This is a genomic window from Sphingomonas sp. Marseille-Q8236 (genome assembly GCF_965112005.1).
On sequence record NZ_CBCOPO010000002.1, the window covers coordinates 956,871 to 976,204 of the forward strand.

16 protein-coding genes and 1 pseudogene are annotated in these 19,334 nt (G+C 63.0%); 8 read left to right on the forward strand and 9 right to left on the reverse strand.

Features of this window, described 5'->3' with window-relative positions; all coding sequences use genetic code 11:
- Nucleotides 1-43: 43 nt before the first annotated feature.
- Nucleotides 44-757, forward strand: coding sequence for a J domain-containing protein (locus ACWPWT_RS16945; protein WP_454280662.1), 714 nt, complete (start codon nucleotides 44-46; stop codon nucleotides 755-757).
- A 383-nt stretch (nucleotides 758-1,140) separates the two neighbouring features.
- Here ACWPWT_RS16945 and ACWPWT_RS16950 read toward each other — a convergent pair whose 3' ends face one another.
- The 3 genes from ACWPWT_RS16950 to ACWPWT_RS16960 all read right to left on the reverse strand — a co-directional run bounded on the left by ACWPWT_RS16950 (nucleotide 1,141) and on the right by ACWPWT_RS16960 (nucleotide 4,258).
- Nucleotides 1,141-2,004: an SMP-30/gluconolactonase/LRE family protein gene (locus tag ACWPWT_RS16950; RefSeq protein WP_454280663.1), complete on the reverse strand. Its 864-nt coding sequence runs from the start codon at nucleotides 2,002-2,004 to the stop codon at nucleotides 1,141-1,143.
- An 80-nt stretch (nucleotides 2,005-2,084) separates the two neighbouring features.
- Nucleotides 2,085-2,570, reverse strand: a complete 486-nt coding sequence (locus ACWPWT_RS16955; RefSeq protein ID WP_454280664.1) for a hypothetical protein — start codon at nucleotides 2,568-2,570, stop codon at nucleotides 2,085-2,087.
- A 674-nt stretch (nucleotides 2,571-3,244) separates the two neighbouring features.
- The gene (locus tag ACWPWT_RS16960; RefSeq protein WP_312491299.1) at nucleotides 3,245-4,258 is read right to left on the reverse strand and encodes an IS110 family RNA-guided transposase; all 1,014 of its coding nucleotides are present in this window, start codon (nucleotides 4,256-4,258) and stop codon (nucleotides 3,245-3,247) included.
- Between the two features lie 156 nt (nucleotides 4,259-4,414).
- On the opposite strand from ACWPWT_RS16960, the gene ACWPWT_RS16965 reads away from it, so the two are divergent.
- The 5 genes from ACWPWT_RS16965 (at nucleotide 4,415) to ACWPWT_RS16985 (ending at nucleotide 10,355) form a co-directional block, all read left to right on the forward strand.
- A complete protein-coding gene (locus ACWPWT_RS16965; protein ID WP_454280665.1) occupies nucleotides 4,415-6,250 on the forward strand; it encodes a cation:proton antiporter in 1,836 nt (611 codons plus the stop codon).
- Nucleotides 6,247-6,885, forward strand: a complete 639-nt coding sequence (locus ACWPWT_RS16970; protein ID WP_454280666.1) for an OmpA family protein — start codon at nucleotides 6,247-6,249, stop codon at nucleotides 6,883-6,885. The genes ACWPWT_RS16965 and ACWPWT_RS16970 overlap by 4 nt, the downstream gene beginning before the upstream one ends.
- 460 nt (nucleotides 6,886-7,345) lie before the next feature.
- Entirely contained in the window at nucleotides 7,346-8,989 is a 1,644-nt protein-coding gene (locus ACWPWT_RS16975) for a pilus assembly protein (RefSeq protein WP_454280667.1), read from the forward strand.
- Nucleotides 8,986-9,582, forward strand: coding sequence for a TadE/TadG family type IV pilus assembly protein (locus tag ACWPWT_RS16980; RefSeq protein ID WP_454280668.1), 597 nt, complete (start codon nucleotides 8,986-8,988; stop codon nucleotides 9,580-9,582). Before ACWPWT_RS16975 ends, ACWPWT_RS16980 begins: the two co-directional genes overlap by 4 nt.
- A gap of 47 nt (nucleotides 9,583-9,629) precedes the next feature.
- Nucleotides 9,630-10,355 carry a TadE/TadG family type IV pilus assembly protein gene (locus ACWPWT_RS16985; protein WP_454280669.1) on the forward strand — a complete coding sequence of 242 codons (726 nt, stop codon included), beginning with the start codon at nucleotides 9,630-9,632 and terminating at the stop codon, nucleotides 10,353-10,355.
- A gap of 214 nt (nucleotides 10,356-10,569) precedes the next feature.
- Here the strand turns inward: ACWPWT_RS16985 and ACWPWT_RS16990 are convergent, their stop codons facing one another.
- The 3 genes and pseudogenes from ACWPWT_RS16990 to ACWPWT_RS17000 form a co-directional block, all read right to left on the reverse strand.
- Nucleotides 10,570-12,021, reverse strand: a complete 1,452-nt coding sequence (locus ACWPWT_RS16990) for a TolC family protein (protein WP_454280670.1) — start codon at nucleotides 12,019-12,021, stop codon at nucleotides 10,570-10,572.
- Nucleotides 12,018-13,091: an HlyD family secretion protein gene (locus ACWPWT_RS16995; protein WP_454280671.1), complete on the reverse strand. Its 1,074-nt coding sequence runs from the start codon at nucleotides 13,089-13,091 to the stop codon at nucleotides 12,018-12,020. The genes ACWPWT_RS16990 and ACWPWT_RS16995 overlap by 4 nt, the downstream gene beginning before the upstream one ends.
- Nucleotides 13,075-14,646: pseudogene (locus ACWPWT_RS17000) on the reverse strand (ABC transporter ATP-binding protein); the annotation flags it as partial. The pseudogene ACWPWT_RS17000 and the gene ACWPWT_RS16995, both read right to left, overlap by 17 nt.
- Nucleotides 14,647-14,705: 59 nt before the next feature.
- Between ACWPWT_RS17000 and ACWPWT_RS17005 the strand changes: the two are divergent.
- Both ACWPWT_RS17005 and ACWPWT_RS17010 read left to right on the forward strand, forming a co-directional pair.
- Nucleotides 14,706-15,463 (forward strand): IS5 family transposase gene (locus tag ACWPWT_RS17005; protein WP_454280672.1). Its coding sequence is split into 2 segments (ribosomal slippage): nucleotides 14,706-15,039 and nucleotides 15,039-15,463, totalling 759 coding nucleotides; the frame shifts between segments, so codons are not numbered across the junction.
- Between the two features lie 314 nt (nucleotides 15,464-15,777).
- Nucleotides 15,778-16,683 carry a LysR family transcriptional regulator gene (locus ACWPWT_RS17010; protein WP_454280673.1) on the forward strand — a complete coding sequence of 302 codons (906 nt, stop codon included), beginning with the start codon at nucleotides 15,778-15,780 and terminating at the stop codon, nucleotides 16,681-16,683.
- A gap of 65 nt (nucleotides 16,684-16,748) precedes the next feature.
- Here ACWPWT_RS17010 and ACWPWT_RS17015 read toward each other — a convergent pair whose 3' ends face one another.
- The 3 genes from ACWPWT_RS17015 to ACWPWT_RS17025 are packed head-to-tail and all read right to left on the reverse strand — an operon-like array spanning nucleotide 16,749 to nucleotide 19,307.
- Nucleotides 16,749-17,912 (reverse strand): zinc-dependent alcohol dehydrogenase, encoded by a 1,164-nt coding sequence (locus tag ACWPWT_RS17015; protein ID WP_454280674.1) that lies wholly within the window; start codon nucleotides 17,910-17,912, stop codon nucleotides 16,749-16,751.
- Between the two features lie 12 nt (nucleotides 17,913-17,924).
- A complete protein-coding gene (locus ACWPWT_RS17020; RefSeq protein ID WP_454280675.1) occupies nucleotides 17,925-18,434 on the reverse strand; it encodes an SRPBCC family protein in 510 nt (169 codons plus the stop codon).
- Nucleotides 18,435-18,476: 42 nt separating this feature from the next.
- Nucleotides 18,477-19,307: a Crp/Fnr family transcriptional regulator gene (locus tag ACWPWT_RS17025; RefSeq protein WP_454280676.1), complete on the reverse strand. Its 831-nt coding sequence runs from the start codon at nucleotides 19,305-19,307 to the stop codon at nucleotides 18,477-18,479.
- Nucleotides 19,308-19,334: the final 27 nt, after the last annotated feature.

Here is a 19,334-nt window from a genome sequence, read left to right on the forward strand (position 1 = left end):
TATTGATAGCAAGATCGAACAGCGCTCGATCATGTAATCGCCGGTGTTGATCAAGCCAAAAGCGAATGGCCCAAACCTGCTGCTGCTTAAGCGCCTGCTTGGCACCAACCAATCGGCCCTCATCCCAAGGGCGAAGTTCGCGAAAGGCGGGGCCCATTGCCGAGTGGCCCACCGCTTTTCTCCATTGCGCCGAGTCGGTGCCAACATCATAATCGAGCGCACTAAATGCGCGGTTTGGGAACCTGGTGGAGGTTCGTTTTACGTTTTAGCGACAGGTGACAACCGGATGGCTTTATCACCCGACTATTACGCCGTTCTTGGGGTGCCATCGACGGCCAGCCGTGACACCATCCACTTCGCGTGGAAGGCGCTGCTCCGTCAATATCATCCCGATGCCAATCATGGTGTGGATGTTTCTGCTCGCGCGAAGGAGATCAATGAGGCGTATGCCGTTCTTGGAAAGAACGAAGCGCGCGCCGCCTACGATCGCTTACATATCAAGCCGTCCGCTCATCAATCTAGCGGGGATCGCCCGGTTCATCCGAGGAAAGCCGGCAGGCGCCCTATGCGACCTAACCCGTCGATGCCGCCCAGCGGTAGTTTCTCGAAGCCGCTAGACACCAACGACTGGCTGGTCGGCCTTTTTCTGTTGATCCTCACCGCCGCCCCGTTGGCTACGATCCTTGTTCTGTATTACGAGGAGCCTGGTTCGGCATCTACGGCTCGACATAACGTGGCCGTTCACCGCGTTCCTTAGCTTGCCGCCAAAGCCGTCCATACGTCATCGGGCACGCAGCGCGAACGTCGATAGCCTGCCTCTTGGAAAGCGGCCTGAGTTGGGGAGCAGAAAAAGGGTCACGAATGTTTGATCCGGAGCCTTAGTGGCATTGCCCAAAGTCATTTAACTGAGACGGCGGCCTCGGCCGCGTTATTCAGGTTAATCATCAACGTCTCCTATTGATCCATATGAACGAGCGGTGCTGGATGGCGTGCCAGCGATTGCCCGACCGGCGTTTGTTTGTCGGACGGCAGGCCAGCGGTTATGCCTACGTGGTGTTATCCCAATGCGGGTATCACGATCTTGGCCCGCGCATCCTTCGGAAGGCCGCCGTGCCGGACCATTGGTGCAACCGGCAGTAGCTATGCCAGATTCAGCATCCAAAGGTGTACTCCGCCAGTCACAAATAGGCGATCTTCGCGCATGTCGAACGCGCAATTGCTGCATGTTTCAGGGGTCGGTATGGTAGCGAGATGCTTGCCTGAGGCGTCGAACAGCTCGACTCCCTTTGCCGAACTGCTCCACAGCCAGCCGCGTCGGTCGACGGTTAAGCCGTCAGGTACCCCTTCGGCCACCGTTGCAAACTGGCGTCGGTTGGATAGCGTGACCCCGTCCCAGTCGAAGGCATAGATCGCGACGTCGCCCTCGCCATTCTCGGGCGTCTGTGAGGCGTAGAACGTATGCTGATCGGGCGAAAAGGCGAGGCCGTTGGGCTGCGCCATGTCGGCCATCCGCTGGACCGAGCCGTCATTGCCGATCCGACAGATCGCGGTGCGCCCGCTTTCCGAACGACCGGGCACGCCTTGTTTCGGATTTTCCAGCCCGAAGGTCGGGTCGGTGAACCAGATCGCCCCATCGGGGGCGACGATCAGGTCGTTGGGCGCGTTGAGGCGGCTGCCTTCTGCCGCCCATGCGATCGGCGTCGCAACGCCTCTACCGTCGGACCGGCTGATGGCGCGGCGGCCGTGTTCGCAGTGCACCAGCGCACCATCCGGCAGCACCGCATTGCCGTTGATGAACGGCGTCGCGTCGAGCAGCACGTCGACTGCACCGTTCTCGCGCCAGCCCAACACACGGCGACCGACAATGTCGCTCCATACCAGCGTCCGTTCGCGGGGCCACCAGGTCGGCCCCTCGCTCCAGCTAGCCCGGTCGTACAACGTGACAAGCCGGGCGTCACCGAGCACCACGCGCGCGTCGGCATGGTGGACCACCGGGGGTGCCACCTCGGTTGGCTCGGGCGGTCCGGGCGGACGCAACCTCGCAGGTATCAACAACGGAGCGAGCGGCGTCGTCTGTGCGTCTGTCATGCCCCGAACGGATCGCGTGTCTGCGCGGCGGGCGATGTGGCGAACTGGATCATGATCTGGAAACAGGGCTCATCGCCGATCTGGCCTGATCGGTGCCCCTTGCCATCGGTCGTGTCCTGGTCCTGGCCGAAATGGATGTCGCCCGGCCCCATTTCCACGCGATTTCCGTCCATCGTCTCGATGAACCAGCGACCACGCAATGGAACCACCCATTGCGGCTTGGGACTTTCATGCCAATCCCCGACCCAGCCCACCGGCAAAATCGCGAAGTTGATCGCGCTCACTTCGCCGGGAAACGGCCGCATCCACTGGGGGGCCGCCCCGCCGCCGACGCTTTTCTGACCAAAGCCGGTCATGTGCGACAGGTCGATCCGGCTGCCGCCATCCGCGCCGGTCCACATATGGAGGAAGGGTAACACCGGCGGCTGCTCGGCATCGGTGCCGTCGTTGTCGAGCGTCACCCCGGTCGGCATATCGGTCATCCTCGTTTCCTCCACCCTCACAACCCGGCAGGATCGCGTCGCGTTGGTCCAACGGCGTGCGGTCGCGGAGGTTTCGTGCGATCCGGAACGTCGCGGGCTTCGGAACCAGCGGCGCGGTCTCACGATTTAGCGCGATCGCCCTGAAGCAGGGCGGCCGTAGAAAGGGCTGGCATGGTTTCCGATACTCCAACGACGAATACCGGTGACCGCGCGAAGGCCAGAACACTGACTATCACCACGGAGCGGCCTCGCATCGACGAGGTCGGGGAGGTGATTTATCATCAGGTAAAGCGGATCGATGCGGTTCGCGGGCTGCGCATGACGCTGCTGGTGCCGCGTACCTCCGATCCGAAGCCTGCGATCCTCTATGTGCCGGGCGGCGTGTGTGGATGCCCCCGGTTTTGCAAGGTGATTCTCGGACGTTCTGGCGGCTCGGCGCTTATATCGCTCGTGTGTCAGGCCTGTTCGCGTGACTCATTGTTTGCCACTGGCCGGTATGCAGTTCGAAGAACGAGGTCCACATCGGTTCAAAGAGCTACGATGCTCGCGCCCCGGGACTGGTTTCCACGTCCTGAACATTGAAGTCCTTGCCGCATAATCGTCAGTCGATCTCCTTGCGAGGGCCGCGAAGCCCTCAGGCGCTTACCGGTTCTCTTCGGATGAAGACGACCGGCTTACGCCATCCGATAATTCTCCTCTCGCGTCATCATCGCCCAGATCATGCGCGCCATCTTGTTGGCCAAGGCGACCGCAGCCACCATTCGGGGCTTGCGACCGAGCACATGTCCGAGCCAGTTGTCGGGCAGGACGCCTTTGCGGACGATCCACCTGATCCGGCTCATCGCGCCGACGATCAGCAGCTTGCGGATATCGGCCTGCCCCATCTTGCTGACCGAGCCGAGCCGCGTTTTGCCGCCGGTGGATCGCTGTCGCGGGACCAGGCCCAGCCACGCGGCGAAGTTCCTGCCGCTTGCAAAGGTACGCAGATCCGGCGCGAAGGCCATGATCGCGCCGGCGGTCACGGGGCCGACCCCCGGCACCGTACACAGCCGACGCATGGCGTCGTCAACCTTGGTCGAGTGAACGAGCTTGGAGTGCAACTCCTCGATCTTGTTCGTGAGCAACGCGATCTGGTCCAGATAGAGGCGTGCGACATCGCGAACCGCGTCGGGAAGGTCGATCGCGCTGTCGTCAATCATACAGACAACGGACTTCAGGTTCGCAGGCCCTTGCGCCACCACCAAGCCGAACTCGGCCAGATGACCGCGCAATGCATTGATCAGTTGAGTGCGCTGGCCGACAAAGGACTGATGTGTCCGGAAAGCTACGGCGCGGGCCTGATGCTCGGCGCTCTTCACCGCCACATAATGCAGGTTCGGTCGAACAGCCGCTTCCGCGATCGCCGCGGCGTCCGCTGCATCGTTCTTCTGCCTTTTGACGAACGGCTTCACGTAGATCGGCGGGATCAGGCGAACATCATGCCCCAGCGCTTGCGCGAAACGCCCCCAGAAGTGGCTCGTGGCACAGGCCTCCATCGCCACAATGCATGGCGCCTGGTCGCGCAGATGCGCCTCGAGCTTGGTCCGCGATACGGTCCGGTTGAATAGAACCGCCCCTCCCGGCGCTGTCGCGCAGATCTGGAAGCTGCGCTTCGCCAGGTCGATGGCGAGGATGTGGACGTCGGTCATCTGCTCCTCCTTCGCTTGGCACCTCCCGGTGCCGGTCCGGCATCATACGACGCCGCTCGAAGGGGGCATCCACCCCATCAGTTCAGAAGGGGGCTGCTCAAACCCAAAAAGACGGCAGAGGTTACCTTTACCGGCTCCAGAGGTTAAGTCGCCTATATGGAACAACAAGCTCTCGTCTTCGCGCTGATTGGTATTCTGGGGATAGGAGCACAGTGGATTGCCTGGCGGACGGGATGGCCGGCCATTGCGCTGATGCTGGCCGCCGGCGTCATTGCCGGACCGATCACCGGTCTGATCATCCCTGAGCATATCTTCGGTAGCCTGCTGGAACCCATGATCTCGGTGGCGGTTGCGCTCATCCTGTTCGAGGGCGGATTGAGCCTCAATTTCCGCGAGTTGCGCAAAACCGAAGGTGCTGTGACGCGCCTGATGATGATCGGCATTCCGTTGGGCTGGGTACTGGGTACGCTGGCTTGCTATTATGTGGCGGGGCTCGTGTGGCCTGTTGCGATCCTGTTCGCCGGTATCCTGGTGGTGACCGGGCCGACCGTCGTCATCCCTCTGCTCCGTCAAAGCAACATCGCACAGCGCCCGCGTGCGATCCTCAAATGGGAAGCCATCGTCAACGATCCATTCGGGGCGCTCTGTGCCGTCATCACCTACGAATATCTGCGCCGTGTCGACGAGGGGGGCACGCTGCTGTCCGTGGTCACCGCATTGCTGGGCGCGGCGGTGGTGTCGGGGCTGATCGGTTATGGCATGGCGCGCGCGATCGCTTGGGCGTTTCCGCGTGGCCATGTGCCCGAATATCTCAAGGCCCCCGTATTGCTGGTCGCGGTGATCGGCACGTTCGTGCTGTCCAATCTGATCCAGCAGGAAACTGGGCTGCTTGCCGTGACCGTGATGGGGGTGGCGGTGGCCAATATGCGGCTGGACTCGTTGCGCGACATTCATCCGTTCAAGGAGAATGTGACGGTCTTGCTGATCTCCGGCGTGTTCGTCTTGCTGTCAGCCTCGCTGGATTTCGAGGTGCTGCGCCTGTTCGAATGGCGCTTTGCCGCGTTTCTGTTCGCACTGTTGTTCCTGGTGCGTCCAGCGACCGTGCTGATCGCCTTGGCCTTCAGCAAGATTCCTTGGAACGAACGACTATTGGTCGCTTGGATCGCACCGCGTGGCGTCGTAGCGGTCGCCGTATCGGGGCTGTTCGCGCTGCGGCTGGACCAGCTAGGCTATGGCAACGGCAATATCCTCGTCACCCTGTCCTTCGCCGTGGTGGTGGCGACGATCATCGCCCATGGCTTCAGCATCCGCTATGTCGCGCGCTGGCTGAAGGTCACTGGGGCGACGGAGAAAGGGCTGCTGATCGTCGGTAGCACACCTTGGAGCATCTCGCTGGCGAAGCAGATCCAGTCGCTCGGACTGCCGGTGACGATTGCGGATACCAGCTGGCAAAGACTCTCCGGCCCACGACAGGCGGGGATCGAGACCTATCATGGCGAAATCCTGGCCGAGACGACCGAAGAACGGCTCGACCTCACTCAGTTTCAGGTGCTGGCTGCGACGACCGAGAACGAGGCTTACAACGCGCTGGTCTGTAACGAATTCGCGCATGATATTGGGCGCGATTCCGTCTACCAGCTTGGTGGAAGCGGGGATGACGAGGATCATCGCAGCCTGCCGGAAGCGCTGCGCGGACGGGCGATGTTCACCGCCGGGCACGGGGTCGAGGAAATCCTGCAGCGCGAGGTGGCAGGCTGGACCTTCCGCAAGACGCGGATCAGCGAGCAGTTCAACTTCGACCATGCCCGATCGATCCTTCCGGATGAGGCCGACATGCTGTTCGTGCTGCGCAAGGACGGTCGCATCCGCTTTTTCACCCATGCCGCCAGGCCCTCGCCACAAAATGGCGACGTCGTCGTGTCCTATGGACCCTCGCGTCACGGCGATCCTGACGCTAATCAAGTCACACCAACCGGAGAGGGTGTCGCATGACGATATCGATATGGAACGGCCGGGCCGTGCGCGTCTTGGCGACGGCCATGATCGGCCTGGGCATGACCGCCTGCCAGCCACGGGGCGAACCCGCCGCGAACGACACGGCCGAGACTCCCGCCAATGCCGTGATGGCAGACAATGCGACGCTGCCCGGCAACGAAGCGGCAGCGCAGGAGGAGGCGAAGAAGTCGATCATCCGGCCGGAGATCGCGCCATCGCCCACGCCGTCCCCGCCTGCGGGGCCGGTCGAACTGACTATTCCTTTTCCGGCCAAGGGCGCACAACCCGATCAGGCGGGCATGGCCATGCTCGACACGCTGGTTGCCGATCCCGTCCTGACACTGGGCGGGCCGATCACGATTTGGGGACATAGCGACTCGGCCGGGTCCGACGCCGCGAACCTGACCGCTTCGCGTCGCCGCGCAGAGGCAGCGCGTGACTATCTGGTCAAGAAGGGCGTTGCCGCCGACCGGATCACCGTCATCGCGATGGGCGAGGCGCGGCCAATTGCGCCCAATCGCAAGCTCGACGGATCGGATGATCTGGAAGGTCGCGTCAAGAACAGACGGGTGGAGATCAAGGTGGACCTGCCCAAGTCCGCGCCCGATACAGCGGAGCCTCCGCCGTCATAAGAGGGGCGACGTTCGCGCGGAGCGGGGTGGTTCCGTGCCTGACAGGGGATCGGTACGCCAATTCCGGTACGATCACCAGCAGGGGAGCAATGGTGTGAATGTCGACCGCTTGCCTTTTCTGCTGACGTCGCTTTTTTGAGCCCGACCGTCCTGTGATCGCTACCTCGTCATTCCAGCGACCATATTCCCTCCGGTTGTGACGCGCATGGCATTGCGGATATTCCATTCGGGTGTCGCTCGTGACGACCTCGGTTGAACAGGCGCCTATTGGCCATCGTGCGGCTAGCTGCCGCAGCAGCCAGTACAAAAGCGAACTATATTGTTGATCCAAATGAGCAAAAATCGGTTTCTAGCCGTCTCGTAAACTTCCCCTTTACATTTCGTCGGTGAAGTCCTCGGCATGGTTCACCACCCCTTCTCCAGCCGATGGGTTTTGGCGAATGGCCGCTTGGTGCCCGCGATGGCCGGTTTGCTCGCCAGGCTCGCCGGGGATCGTCGCGGCAATGTGATGGCGTTGTGGGTGTTCTCGCTTATCCCGTTGGTGGCGCTAGTCGGTTCGGCGATCGACCTCGGCACGGGCTATGTGACCCGTAAGCAGATGCAGATCGCCTGCGACGCAGGCGTGCTCGCGGGGCGACGTGCCATGACGGCCGGTGCGGTTGATGACACGGTGCGGGCGGAGGCAACCAAGTTCTTCAACTTCAACTACAGGCAGGGCTTGTACGGCTCGAAGCCGTTCACCCCGTCCATCAGCAGCACGACGACATCAAAGACGACGGTCGTGATCGACGCCGCCACCACCGTTCCGACATCGATCATGCGAATATTCGGCTTCACCGAACTGCCGGTAAAGGTCAGTTGCAACGCATCGCAGGACTTTGTGAATACCGACATCGTCTTCGTGCTGGACACGACCGGGTCGATGGCGGACAAGGCGACCCCCAGCGATACATCGACCAAGATCCAGGCATTGCGTGCCGCCGTCCTGGCCCTGTACGACCAGCTGGCACCGATCCAGACCCAATTGGCCGCGTCCGGCATGCGCCTGCGATATGGCGTGGTGCCCTATTCCAGCGCCGTGAATGTCGGAAAGGCGATCCGAGCGGCCAACCCGAACTACATGCTTTCCGGTCCTTGGACTTATCAGTCCCGGGAGGTCGTGACGGACAATCGAAGCTCATATAGCTGTTCCCAGCTTAACGGTAACTACAATTTCTGGCAGGGTCGCTGCACCTATTTCAATTATGCACCCCGATCGTTCGATACCTCAAACTATGTCTCCGGCGCGACCGTCGACGTGGGGCCGCTGATCGGAACGGCAAATTCGTCGGGCGTTACGCCCACCACTACTACGTCAAAAAGGGTTAGCTGGGCTGGCTGTATAGAGGAACGGCAAACCGTTCGCATGAGTGCGACCGAAGCAGCCATTCCTGCGGGCGCGACCGATCTCAACATCAATCTGATACCGAGCACCGAGGCCACCAAGTGGAAGCCCTATTGGCCCGACATCGAGTATCTGAGTTATAAGTATCAAGAGCTTTCCAATGATCCGTACAAACCACAGGTCGCATGCCCGACGGCCGCGGCTGCTATGCAGGTTTGGACCAAAGGCGATCTCAAAAACTATCTCGACACGCTAATTCCGGACGGCGGCACCTATCACGACAACGGGATGATGTGGGGTGCGCGCTGGGCGTCCTCCGGGGGCATATTTGGCTCGGCCAATCCCGATACGTACAACACGATGCCGGTCAAGAAGTACATCATCTTCATGACCGACGGAACATTTGCTACCGGCTATTCCTATCTTTATTCATCTTATGGCATCGAGCAACTGGATGCTAGGGTGACGCCGGGTGGCGGGTGGTCCAACCAGACGGACCAGCTCGCCCGCCACCAGCAGCGCTTCAACCTATTGTGCTCGCAGGCGAAGTCCATGGGATATTCGGTGTGGGTGATCGGCTTTGACACCGCGCTCGACGCTTCGCTGACGAATTGTGCGAGCACGCCCAGCCAGGCATCGACCTCCTCGGACCAGGCGGCATTGATGGCGCGCTTCGTCGAGATCGGCAAGAACATCGGGGCGCTGAGGCTTACGCAATGACGAGGCTGCGGGTACCCCGACTCGCTTTCCTGCTATCGGACAGGCGCGGCGCCTCGGTGGTGGAGTTCGCCATCGTCGCTTTGCCCGCCATTGCGATCATGTGCGGTCTGTTCGACCTGGGTTACCGGCAATATGTCGCGACCCAGGTGCAGGATGCTCTGGACCGTGCGGCCCGGCGGGTCACCGTGGGACCGAACACCACGAGCGCGCAATTGACGGCCATGGTCAAGGACAGCGTTTCGGGGATCGCAAAGACTGCGACGGTCATCGTCGTGCCCACCAGCTACGGCAAGTTCCAGCAGGTGTCCAAGGCCGAGCCCATCACCACCGACACGGTACCGCTCGGGACCTATAATAGCGGTGACTGCTTCACCGACATAAACGGCAATGGCATATGGGATGCGGATGCCGGGAGGACAGGGACCGGGGGTTCGGACGACGTGGTGCTTTACACCGCTACCGTGACCTATCCCGAGATCGTGCCCATGAGCAAGCTGATGGGGTGGAGCGCCGTCACGAAATTGACCGCGACGACGATGCTGAAGAACCAGCCCTATGCCTCCCAAGCCGAACCCGTGACGATATGCAATTGAGGGCGTTTGGGAAGCATCTGCGGGCCCTTGCAGGCCAGCGGCGGGGCGTGGCCCTGATCGAGTTCGCGATTGCGGCACCATTGGTCCTCCTGCTCGGTTTGGGGGGCGTCGAGCTGGGAAACTATGTCGTTGCGAATTTGCGCATCTCGCAGATCGCGATGGCAGTTGCCGACAATGCGGGACGGGTGCGGACGACCATCGACGAAGCGGATATAGCCGAGATCATGATTGGCGCGATGAAGATGGGGGAGCCGCTGTCCCTGGCCACCAACGGCCGAATCATCCTTTCCGATCTGGAGCAGCGCACGTCGACTACGGGGACCAACGGCAAGGGGCCGGTATCCACCAGCAATCCTGAGGGATATCGGCAATGGATCAGGTGGCAACGCTGCGCGGGGGCGTTGACGGTGGTCTCGTCACTGGGTGGTCCGCTGGACGGCGCAGGCATGGCCGTCACCAATCTGGACGACACCACCAATGACGATCATGGGGCCGTCGAGGGGGCCTCTGCTATCGACGGAATGGGGAAAGCCGGTAATCAGATTGCCGCGTCGAAGGGCACTGCCGTGATGGTCGTCGAGATCGTGTACAATTACCGACCTCTCGCTCCCGTGGGCATGATCACCTCAATGCTCGGCACGCCGCAAATCAGGCGAGTCATGGCCTTCAATGTTCGCGAGCGGACCGCCTATTCGTTGCGGAACGATGGCAAACTGTCGGGCACCAAACGCGCGGATTGCCGCCTCTTTGCCGCAGCAGTCCCGACGGCGTGACGGCAACCGGCAGGAGCGTTACCAAGCGCTTCGCAACGGCCTGCTCGAAGATGCTCGGCTTGCGATGGAAGCGGATGGCCTGCGATGCACCATCTCTGTGCCTGTATCGGCCTTGGCGGATCAGCAGGATAAGGGATGAAATCGGTGAGTCCTGGGGCTGGAGATCGACAAGCCATGCCGCCAGACCCGGAACCCGACCTACTTCGCCAGTCAGCTATTCCAGCCCCAAAGCCACCCGATCGGCGGTAGCGGCGGCGAGTTCGGCGCGGGCAGCCGCGATCCGGGCCTGAGCGTCGATCAGGCGGACGCGCGCGTCGTTCGCCGTCTCCTCGCGCTGGTTGACCAGAAAGAAATCGCTCGACCCCAGCTCGAACCGTCGCCGCTCGGCAGCGGCGAGCCGTTCGGCAAGCTGGCGTTCCTGCTCCGCGATCGAAGCCAGCTTCTCGGCCGCGCCCACGCCGATCGTGATCCCCTCGACTTCGACCGTGATCTGATCGCGCAGAAAACGGCTGCGCGCCGACAGTGCGTCCATTTCGGCCTGCGCTTCGACGATCCGCCCTTTTGCCGCCCGGTTCTGAAGCGGCATCGAAAAGCGGAAGCCGACCGCCGCCTCCAGGGGCGTCCGCGAGGAACCGCCGAGCCCCACGGGCCCGACGTCCTTGCCCACCTCGCCACGCAGGTCGAGCCGGGGGCGGAGGTCGTTCTGCGCCAAAGCGAGGCGGGCGGCCCCCTGATCGATACGGGTCAGCAGCATCTGAAGGTCGGGGCGTCGCCGTTCGAAATCGTTTCGGGCAGCGGCGGCGACTCCAGCCAGTGCGTCGGCGTCGGGCGGCAGGCGCTCCGGCCCGACGAGCAAAGGATCACCGGCGGCATCGCGGAAATACAGGGAGAGCGCATTGGCCGCTGCTTGGAAATCACCCTCAGCCCGAACCACCAAGGCGCGGCGGCGAACGAGATTCTGGTCGTTCTCGGCGAGCAAAATGTCGGGCCGCGCGCCAAGCTGTACCTGGCGGGCAAGGCCGCCGCGACGGCTTTCCGACAGCGACAAAAGGTCGCGATAGGCACGCAGTCGCAGGCCCGCCGCGACCCAGTTCTGATAGGCGTCGATCGCGCGCCGCTGTACGCCGATCGCCACGGCCTGACGCTCGAATTGCGTGATGTCGATGTCGCCGGAGGCCAATGTACGCCGCGTCCGGCGCTCGTCGATCAAGCGATCGCGGAGCAGCGAATAGAGCGCGCCGACCTTCACCTCGCCGAGGCGGTTGGTGTAGTTCTCGTCCTCATAGACCGGGAAGCCACCCCGGCTGACGCGATAATTGCCATAGACGTAACCGCCATTGTCGGTCAGCGGACGGGTGGCGCGGGCCGAGGCGATGGTCCCGTCATAATAGCCCAAAGTACGCGAGCGGCCCTCGGCATCGAACACCGTGTCGAACGCGCCGTTGGCGGTGATGGCGCGCCCCTCGGCGGCGCGTATCTTGGCGAGCGCCTCGACGATCTGCGGGGCCGCGCGGGCAGAGGCGCGCAGCACCTCGTCCAGGGTCAGCGGACCCCTCGTGGGCACCGACGCGGGGGCGGGGTTCGCCTCAATCCGCTGCGCCGTCGCGGGGAGGGCAATGGCTGGCTGAACGATCAGCGCGGACAGGAGCAGAAGCGGCCGGATCATTTCAGCTTGCCTGCCTTGGCCGCGATCTTCTTGTCGTCGTCCTTGTCCGCGCCCTTATCGGTCGCGGTTTGGCCAAATTCCAAGGGGAAGTCGTTGAGTTGGCGCCACAGCTCATAGCCGACCGTGACGGTCTCGCCTTGCACCCAACCCTGTACCTTGCCGCCCAGCCGGACAAAGCGGCGTGCGGGCCAGGCGGGCTTGCCGGGCACCGGTTCGACGAGGATGCGGAACAGCCCTTGTGCATTGGCATTGGGATCGATCGTGCGAACCCGGCCATCAAAAAAGCCATAGGCGACCGATGGCCAGCCACTGAACTGGATCGCGGGCCAGCCTTCGAACTCCAGCCGGACCGGGCGCCCTGGCCGCAGCAGTGGCACGTCACGGCCGTCGATCAGCAACTCGACCGCCCGCTCGACCTGTTCAGGGGCGACCACCGCCAGCGCGGTGCCGGCCGCCACCAGCGCGCCGCCCGCCGCGGCGTTGAGGTTCTGGATACGACCATCGCGCGGGGCGCGAACCAACTGGGCCGACTGGCGATTGAGCTGGACCTCTATCCGGTTCAGCTTGGCGCGGGACTCCGCCAGCTTGGCCCCCGAGTCCGCGACCTTGATCTGTGCCTGCTCATAATCGCGCCGCGACGCCAATCCTTCGGAAAATAGCTGGCGCGTGCGATTGACATCGATCGAGGCGACCGATTGCGACTGGCGAACCGAGGCGATCTCCGCCTGTACCTGCGCGCGCTCGGCGGCGAGGCGGGACAGCAAATTGGGGTCGAGGTCGACAATGCGGGCGATCGGGTCACCGCGCTTCACATGCTGGCCGTCATGGACATACCAGCGCTCGACCCGCCCCGGCACCAGCGCGGTCACATCCTGTGCCCGATCCTGCGGATCGAGCGAGACGACCTGTCCTCGGCCTTGCGCGGTTTGCAGCCACGGCACGAAGAACAGGATGAAGATCGCCGCCGCGATACCCACCGCCAGCATCCAGGCGATGGCGACGGTGACCCGTGGCGGGCGCAGCGACCCAAGCGTGCGGAAATGCGCGAGATGCTCAGGCAGATGCGACATTGGCGTCCTCCTGGCTGATGGCGGACCGGAGATCGGCCAGATGCTCGAAGCGGCGCTGCTCGGTCAGGCCTAGGTAGAGATATCCATCCAACTCCAGATCCTCGGGGCGGCCGGTACAGAGCAATACCGTCGTGCCGTGCGCCTTGAGATGCCGCAGAGCCGCCGACAGCCGCTCGGGCGGCAACAGATCGAAAAGCTGGCCCAGAAGAAGCAATTTGGGCCGGACCAGAAGCGCATTGGCCAGCTTCAGGGCCATGGTCTCGCCCACGCTGAGCGGATAGCCGGTCGAACCGAGCGGCGTGTCCAATCCCTGCGGCAGGCTGGCAAGGCGGCGTTCCAGCCCCACCATCGCCAGCGCTTCCATCGCGCCTTCGCCAATGTCCCCAGACGCAAGCCGCAGATATTCGCGGATCGTGACCTCGACGATCGTCGATCGGTCGAGCACAGTAACGTCCGACCGCAGATGATACATGTCGAACGACCCCAGATCGGTGCCCCCGATCCGGACCAGGCCGCGGTCGGGCACGGCATGACGCTTCAGCAACATCGCCAGTCGGCGTTCGGCGCCGGGTTCGGCGACCGTCACAAGCTGTTCCCCGGCCGCAAGGGTCAGGGTGTAGCGTGCGTCGTTGAAGACGACGTCGGTCAGCTTGACCGATCCGTCGCGTGGGCCGCTCTCACCGCGCACCTTTGGTTCCTGGGGAATGGCGAACAGCAACGATAGCTCCTCGGAGCTGGCCGCCAGATCGTAGAAGGCGTCGAGATACAGGCCGAGTTGCGAAATGCCGTAAAAGACCCCCGAAAGGATCAACTCCGCTGCGACCAATTGGCCGAGCGACAATTGCCCCCGGAGGATCAACATGCCGCCGAGCAGCAGCAAACCGGCGCTCGCAAAGGCGTAGATCAGCAGGAAGGCCACCGTCTGTGCGAACTGATATCGAAAGTACCGGCGATGGGTATCGACATAGCTGGCGGTCATCGCCTCCGACCGGACCATGGCGAAGTCGAGATGACGAAGCGACTTGTAGAAGCCGTTCGATCCGCCGACGCTTTCCAGCCAGCGGGCCGCATTGTGCTTGGCATGGCTCAGCGCCACGGCACCGCTGATCGCACCGCGCCGCCACAACAGCCAAACCAGCAAAAGCGCTGCGACCAGCACGACGTTGAAGGCTAGAAAGACGGGGTGATAGAAGCTGGTGATCGTCAACCCGATCACGGCTTGCAGCACGATGGTGAAGCCGCCGATGACCAGGCTGGGCACCGACTTCTGAACGACGACCAGGTCGAAATAACGATTGAACAGATCGCCGCGATTGCCGTCGGCAAAGAACGGGTCCTGCGCATGGACCGCGCGAAGGGTCACCTCGGCCACGACGCGCGAAAACAGGCGCCGTTCGAACGCCGCCATGATCCAGACCCGAAGCGCACTCAGCGCGGCCACCATCAACAAGAGGAGCAGCAAGACCCCGGACAGCGCCCATAAAGGCGCGGGCATCGCGGTGTTGGCGACGCTGTTGATCAGCAACTGAACCGAAATGGGGGTAGCAAGTGCTAGGGTCAGGACCCATTGATGTGAGCGTCGCGATCTGATTCAGGCTCCGCAAGGAGACCGAGATGAGTGACCTGTTTTGGCTGACGGACGAGCAGATAGAGCGGCTGCGGCCCTTCTTTCCCAAGAGCCATGGCAAGCCGAGGGTGGACGACCGGCGGGTGCTGAGCGGCATCGTATTCGTCAATCGCAACGGGCTTCGCTGGCGAGATGCGCCTAGCGAGTATGGCCCCCACAAGACGCTGTACAATCGGTGGAAGCGTTGGGGCGAGGCCGGCGTGTTCACGCGAATGATGGAAGGTCTGGCTGCAGCTGGCGCCGAGCCGCAGACGGTCATGATCGACGCAACCTATCTGAAGGCGCACCGCACGGCATCAAGCCTGCGGGTAAAAAAGGGGATCTTGGCCGCCTGATCGGCCGCACCAAAGGCGGTATGAATACCAAGCTACATGCCGTCGCCGATGCAAACGGGCGCCCCTTAAGCTTTTTCATGACCGCGGGCCAGGTCAGCGACTACACCGGCGCGGCAGCGCTGCTGGATGACATGCCGAAGGCGCAGTGGCTGCTCGGCGACCGCGGCTACGACGCCGACTGGTTCAGGGACGCCCTCCAGGCCAAAGGCATCCAGCCCTGCATCCCGGGCCGGCGATCACGCAACGAGCCGGTCAAATACGACAAGCGCCGCTACCGGCGCCGCAGCCGCATCGAGATCATGTTCGGCCGCCTCAAAGACTGGCGTCGGGTCGCTACCCGCTACGATCGCTGCCCCACTGCCTTCTTTGCCGCCGTCACCCTCGCTGCCACCGTCATCTTCTGGCTGTGATCAACGAGTCCTGACCCTAACAGACTGATCGCAATGGTATAGACGATGCCGAGCCTGACATAGGCGGCATCTGGGCCTATGATCTGCGACAGCCAGCCCGCCGCATCGCGAAATCCCAATCGCTCCGTCGCCAAGACAATCCCCCTTCACACGATGAGCGCGCCAGTAATGGCCGTTTTTTGCCGGACTGTTGCTAGATCTTTATTAAAGGTACGTTCCGGCTTAATCCATGTGATGCCAGGATAATGACAAATGTGTCATGTGGCCAATCGGAATGTTGATGGCGGGCCCATAGAAAATGGCTATGGCAAGATATGCCCACTCTGCGTCAACTCGAATATCTGGTCACGATCGCGGATACGGGCTCGTTCGCGCTGGCGGCACGGGTCGCCCATGTGTCGCAACCGACGCTCAGCCAGCAGGTCCGCACGCTCGAGGAACGGCTCGGCGCCAAGCTGCTCGAGCGCAGCGCGACGGGGGCGATGCTGACGCCAGTCGGGCGCAGTATCGTGGCGACGGCGCGGCGGATGTTGAGCGATGCCAGTGACATCGCCGCTCTGGCGGCGGGTGCCTCCGACAAGCTGACAGGGACCTTGCGACTGGGAACGACGCCCACGCTCGGGCCGTATCTTCTATCCCCTATCATCGCCGAACTGCACCGCATGGCACCACAACTTCGGTTGCATGTGCGTGAGGGGATACCCGACGAACAGGTGCTGGAACTGTCGCGCGGCAATATCGACGTGGTGCTCGGACCGTTGCCCATGACTGGGGAGGACCTGACGATCGAGCCGCTCTTCCGCGAACCATTGCACCTGGTGGCGGCGCTCGACCATCCGATCGACCTGGGCGTACAGGCCGCGCATGAGGCGTTGGCGGGCATTCCACTGCTGACCCTCGACCCACGCCATCACCTTGCGCGACAGGCCGCCGAAGTCGCCGAGCGATATGGCATGACGATCGCGCCGGACTATTACGGCACCAGCCTGGAAAGCCTGCATCAGATGGTCGCGAGCGGCCTTGGCTTCGCGCTTTTGCCGGGCCTCTATCTTCGGTCGCAAATCGGTGGGGCTACCGGTCTGAAGCTGTTGCCGGTCGAGGGCTGGCGCGTTCATCGGTCGATCGCGATCGCCTGGCGTCGGCAATCGCCCATGGGCGCGGCTTTCGGGCTGCTCGCCGATCATGTCCAGGGCTGCGCGCGGCAATTGCTGGAGCCATAGCGCGATACGGCCCAGGCAGCAGAAATATCGCGACGATTACCCGCACGAGGCGGAACCGCCCTCCTTCAAGGAGCGAATACCGCCCGCAAGCAGCCGTCCTCCTTGTGCTTGAACATGTGATACCCCTTCGGTGCGTCCTCCAGCGAGAAGCGGTGGGTCGCCAGTGAGGCCGGCGTCAATTCGCCGCGCTGGGCATGATCGAGCAGGCGCGGGACATAGGCTTGCCCATGCTGCTGCGCGGTACGGACGGTCACGCCCTTGTTCATCAGCAAGCCCAGCGGAAATTTGTCCATCAGGCCGTACACGCCGAGAATGGACAGGATGCCCCCCTTGCGAACCGCCAGCATCGCTTGGCGAAGCGCCGTACCTCGATCGGTTTCGAGATAGAGCGCCTGCTTGACCCGGTCATAGGCGTGCTGGAGGCCGGTGCCGCCCGCTTCCATGCCGACTGCGTCGATACAGGCATCGGGACCCCTGCCACCGGTCAGCTCCTTGAGCGCCTCGATCACATCGACCTTGGTATAGTCGAGCGGGATCGCGCCGAACGCCTCGGCCTTCGCCAGACGTTCGGGATAGCGGTCGATGGCGATAACCCGTTCGGCCCCCAAAACCATTGCGCTCTGCTGCGCCATCAGGCCGACGCCGCCACAACCCCAGACGGCGATCACGTCGCCCGGCTGAATGTCGCAGAAGTCCGCACCCATGAAACCCGTGGGCGCCGCGTCCGAGATGAACAGCGCCGTCTCGTCCGACACGCCGTCGGGGACCTTGAAACAGTCGGTATTGGCAAAGGGGACGCGGACATATTCCGCATGCGCACCGGCATAACCGCCGAACGCGTGCGAATAGGCATAGATGCCGGCGGTCGGATAGCCGAGCAGCGGTTCCTGCAACTCCGGTTTGGGATGGGTCGTGTCGCAGAGCGAATAGAGGTCATGCTGACAATACCAGCATCGTCCGCAGGAGATGAAGGACGGTACGACGACGCGGTCGCCCTTCGCCACTTTGGTGACCTCCGAGCCCGTATCGACGATCTCGCCCATGAACTCATGCCCCAGCACGTCGCCTTCGCGCATCGTGGGGATCAGCCCGTCGATCAGGTGCAGATCCGAACCGCAGGTCGTGGACAGCCTGACCTTGAGGATCACGTCATTGGGGTTGAGGATCGTCGGATCGTTGACCGTTTCCACGCGAAGGTCGTTGACGCCATTCCAGCACAGTGCGCGCATGATGATTTCTCCTTAGCGGTCGGTGCCGCCGTTGCGGGCGGCGGGCTGCGGAACGGTCGTGGGAATCTCGCCGGTCAACGCCAGCGCGCGAAAGCGGTAGAGGGCCGTGCGCACGATCTCATGCGGGGCGATGTGGAACAGCTTGGCCAAGACCTGGCCGACGGCGCCGCCCGGCGGATCGAAGCGAACGTCCAGATGGAGTTCGGTGCCCCGGTCACCCGGCGCGGGACGGAAGGTCAGCACGCCGATATTGGGCACGTCCGCCCCCTCCTGCGTCGTCCAGCGCAGGCTGTCGGAGGCATCGTCCACCATGGTGGTCCGCCATCGATATTCGCCGCCGGTGACGCCAGGCACGGTCCAATCGGCTGTCCGATCGTCCAGCGGGGTGACGGTGGCGAAATGCGCCCATATGCGGGCCTGGGTCCGGGGTTGCAGCCATAGCGATCGCAGTTCGGCCGCGGGCTCGCCGACCGTGACGGAGGCGGTAACGGCCTGATCGGTTTCGGCTTCCGTAATGCTCATCTTAGACCTCGGCTTTTTGTCGATGGAGGGGCGGGGGACGTCCTATCGAGGCGGGAGGAGGATCGGGCGGGCCCCCATTGCCGCGTCGGCCTCGATCACGTCTGCGCCCCAGCCGGCGACGGCATGGAGTCGTTCCAGGTCGGGCAGCGCGATCCGCCGTCTGCCACACACCAGCAATCCGTCGCGGCGAAGGCCTTGAAGAACGCGGTTGACGTGGACCGGCGTCAGGCCGAGCAGATCAGCCAGTTGTTCCTGGGTGAGGGGGCAGGCGAAGGCGCCGTCCTTGGCAAGCCCCGCCTTGTTCGATCGATCATGTACGTCGGCCAGATGATAGGCAACACGCTCCCGCGCATTGCGTCGGCCTAGGCTGGTCAACTGCGCGCGGAGCCGCCGCATGTCATCGACCATCGTTCGTTCTCGGTAACGATGGAAGGATGGCCTGTCATCGTTGTCGGCCGTCCGGCGCAGCACCGCGACGCGCACCGGGCCGCAAGCGCGAATATCCTCGTTCGCTGCGGGCGGCACCCAGTCGCACATGTCGCCCGCCACCAGTATGTCGGTGATCTGTCGCACGCCATCGTGCAGGCCATGCGCACGATAGGCCCACCCCTCGACAATGAGGTGGAGATGACGGTCTCCGCCGAAAGCAGCGGATATGGTCGATCCGTTCCTCACTGGTACGATTGCCATCACCGCCCTGGCGAGCGCCTGACACTCTTCAGCCGTGACCCGGTCGCCCAGTACCATTCGGACCGTTGCCGTCGCGGGGTGTACCGGACGGGAGGGAATCGGGAAATCGACAAAGGGTTCGCGCTCGGGCCGGTCAGAAGGCAGCGATTGGCGATACTGTGTCGTGGAGTACGTTTGGAGCATCGGTCAACCCTCATGTCGTGATGACAT

Bases quoted from the DNA above. Each gene is read 5' to 3' on its own strand.
- ACWPWT_RS16965 (WP_454280665.1), top strand. From the start codon at position 4,415: ATGGAACAACAAGCTCTCGTCTTCGCGCTGATTGGTATTCTGGGGATA.
- ACWPWT_RS16975 (WP_454280667.1), top strand. From the start codon at position 7,346: ATGGCCGGTTTGCTCGCCAGGCTCGCCGGGGATCGTCGCGGCAATGTG.
- ACWPWT_RS16995 (WP_454280671.1), bottom strand. From the start codon at position 13,091: ATGTCGCATCTGCCTGAGCATCTCGCGCATTTCCGCACGCTTGGGTCG.
- ACWPWT_RS16970 (WP_454280666.1), top strand. From the start codon at position 6,247: ATGACGATATCGATATGGAACGGCCGGGCCGTGCGCGTCTTGGCGACG.
- ACWPWT_RS17020 (WP_454280675.1), bottom strand. From the start codon at position 18,434: ATGAGCATTACGGAAGCCGAAACCGATCAGGCCGTTACCGCCTCCGTC.
- ACWPWT_RS16980 (WP_454280668.1), top strand. From the start codon at position 8,986: ATGACGAGGCTGCGGGTACCCCGACTCGCTTTCCTGCTATCGGACAGG.
- ACWPWT_RS17025 (WP_454280676.1), bottom strand. From the start codon at position 19,307: ATGCTCCAAACGTACTCCACGACACAGTATCGCCAATCGCTGCCTTCT.
- ACWPWT_RS16960 (WP_312491299.1), bottom strand. From the start codon at position 4,258: ATGACCGACGTCCACATCCTCGCCATCGACCTGGCGAAGCGCAGCTTC.
- ACWPWT_RS17015 (WP_454280674.1), bottom strand. From the start codon at position 17,912: ATGCGCGCACTGTGCTGGAATGGCGTCAACGACCTTCGCGTGGAAACG.
- ACWPWT_RS16990 (WP_454280670.1), bottom strand. From the start codon at position 12,021: ATGATCCGGCCGCTTCTGCTCCTGTCCGCGCTGATCGTTCAGCCAGCC.
- ACWPWT_RS16955 (WP_454280664.1), bottom strand. From the start codon at position 2,570: ATGACCGATATGCCGACCGGGGTGACGCTCGACAACGACGGCACCGAT.
- ACWPWT_RS17010 (WP_454280673.1), top strand. From the start codon at position 15,778: ATGCCCACTCTGCGTCAACTCGAATATCTGGTCACGATCGCGGATACG.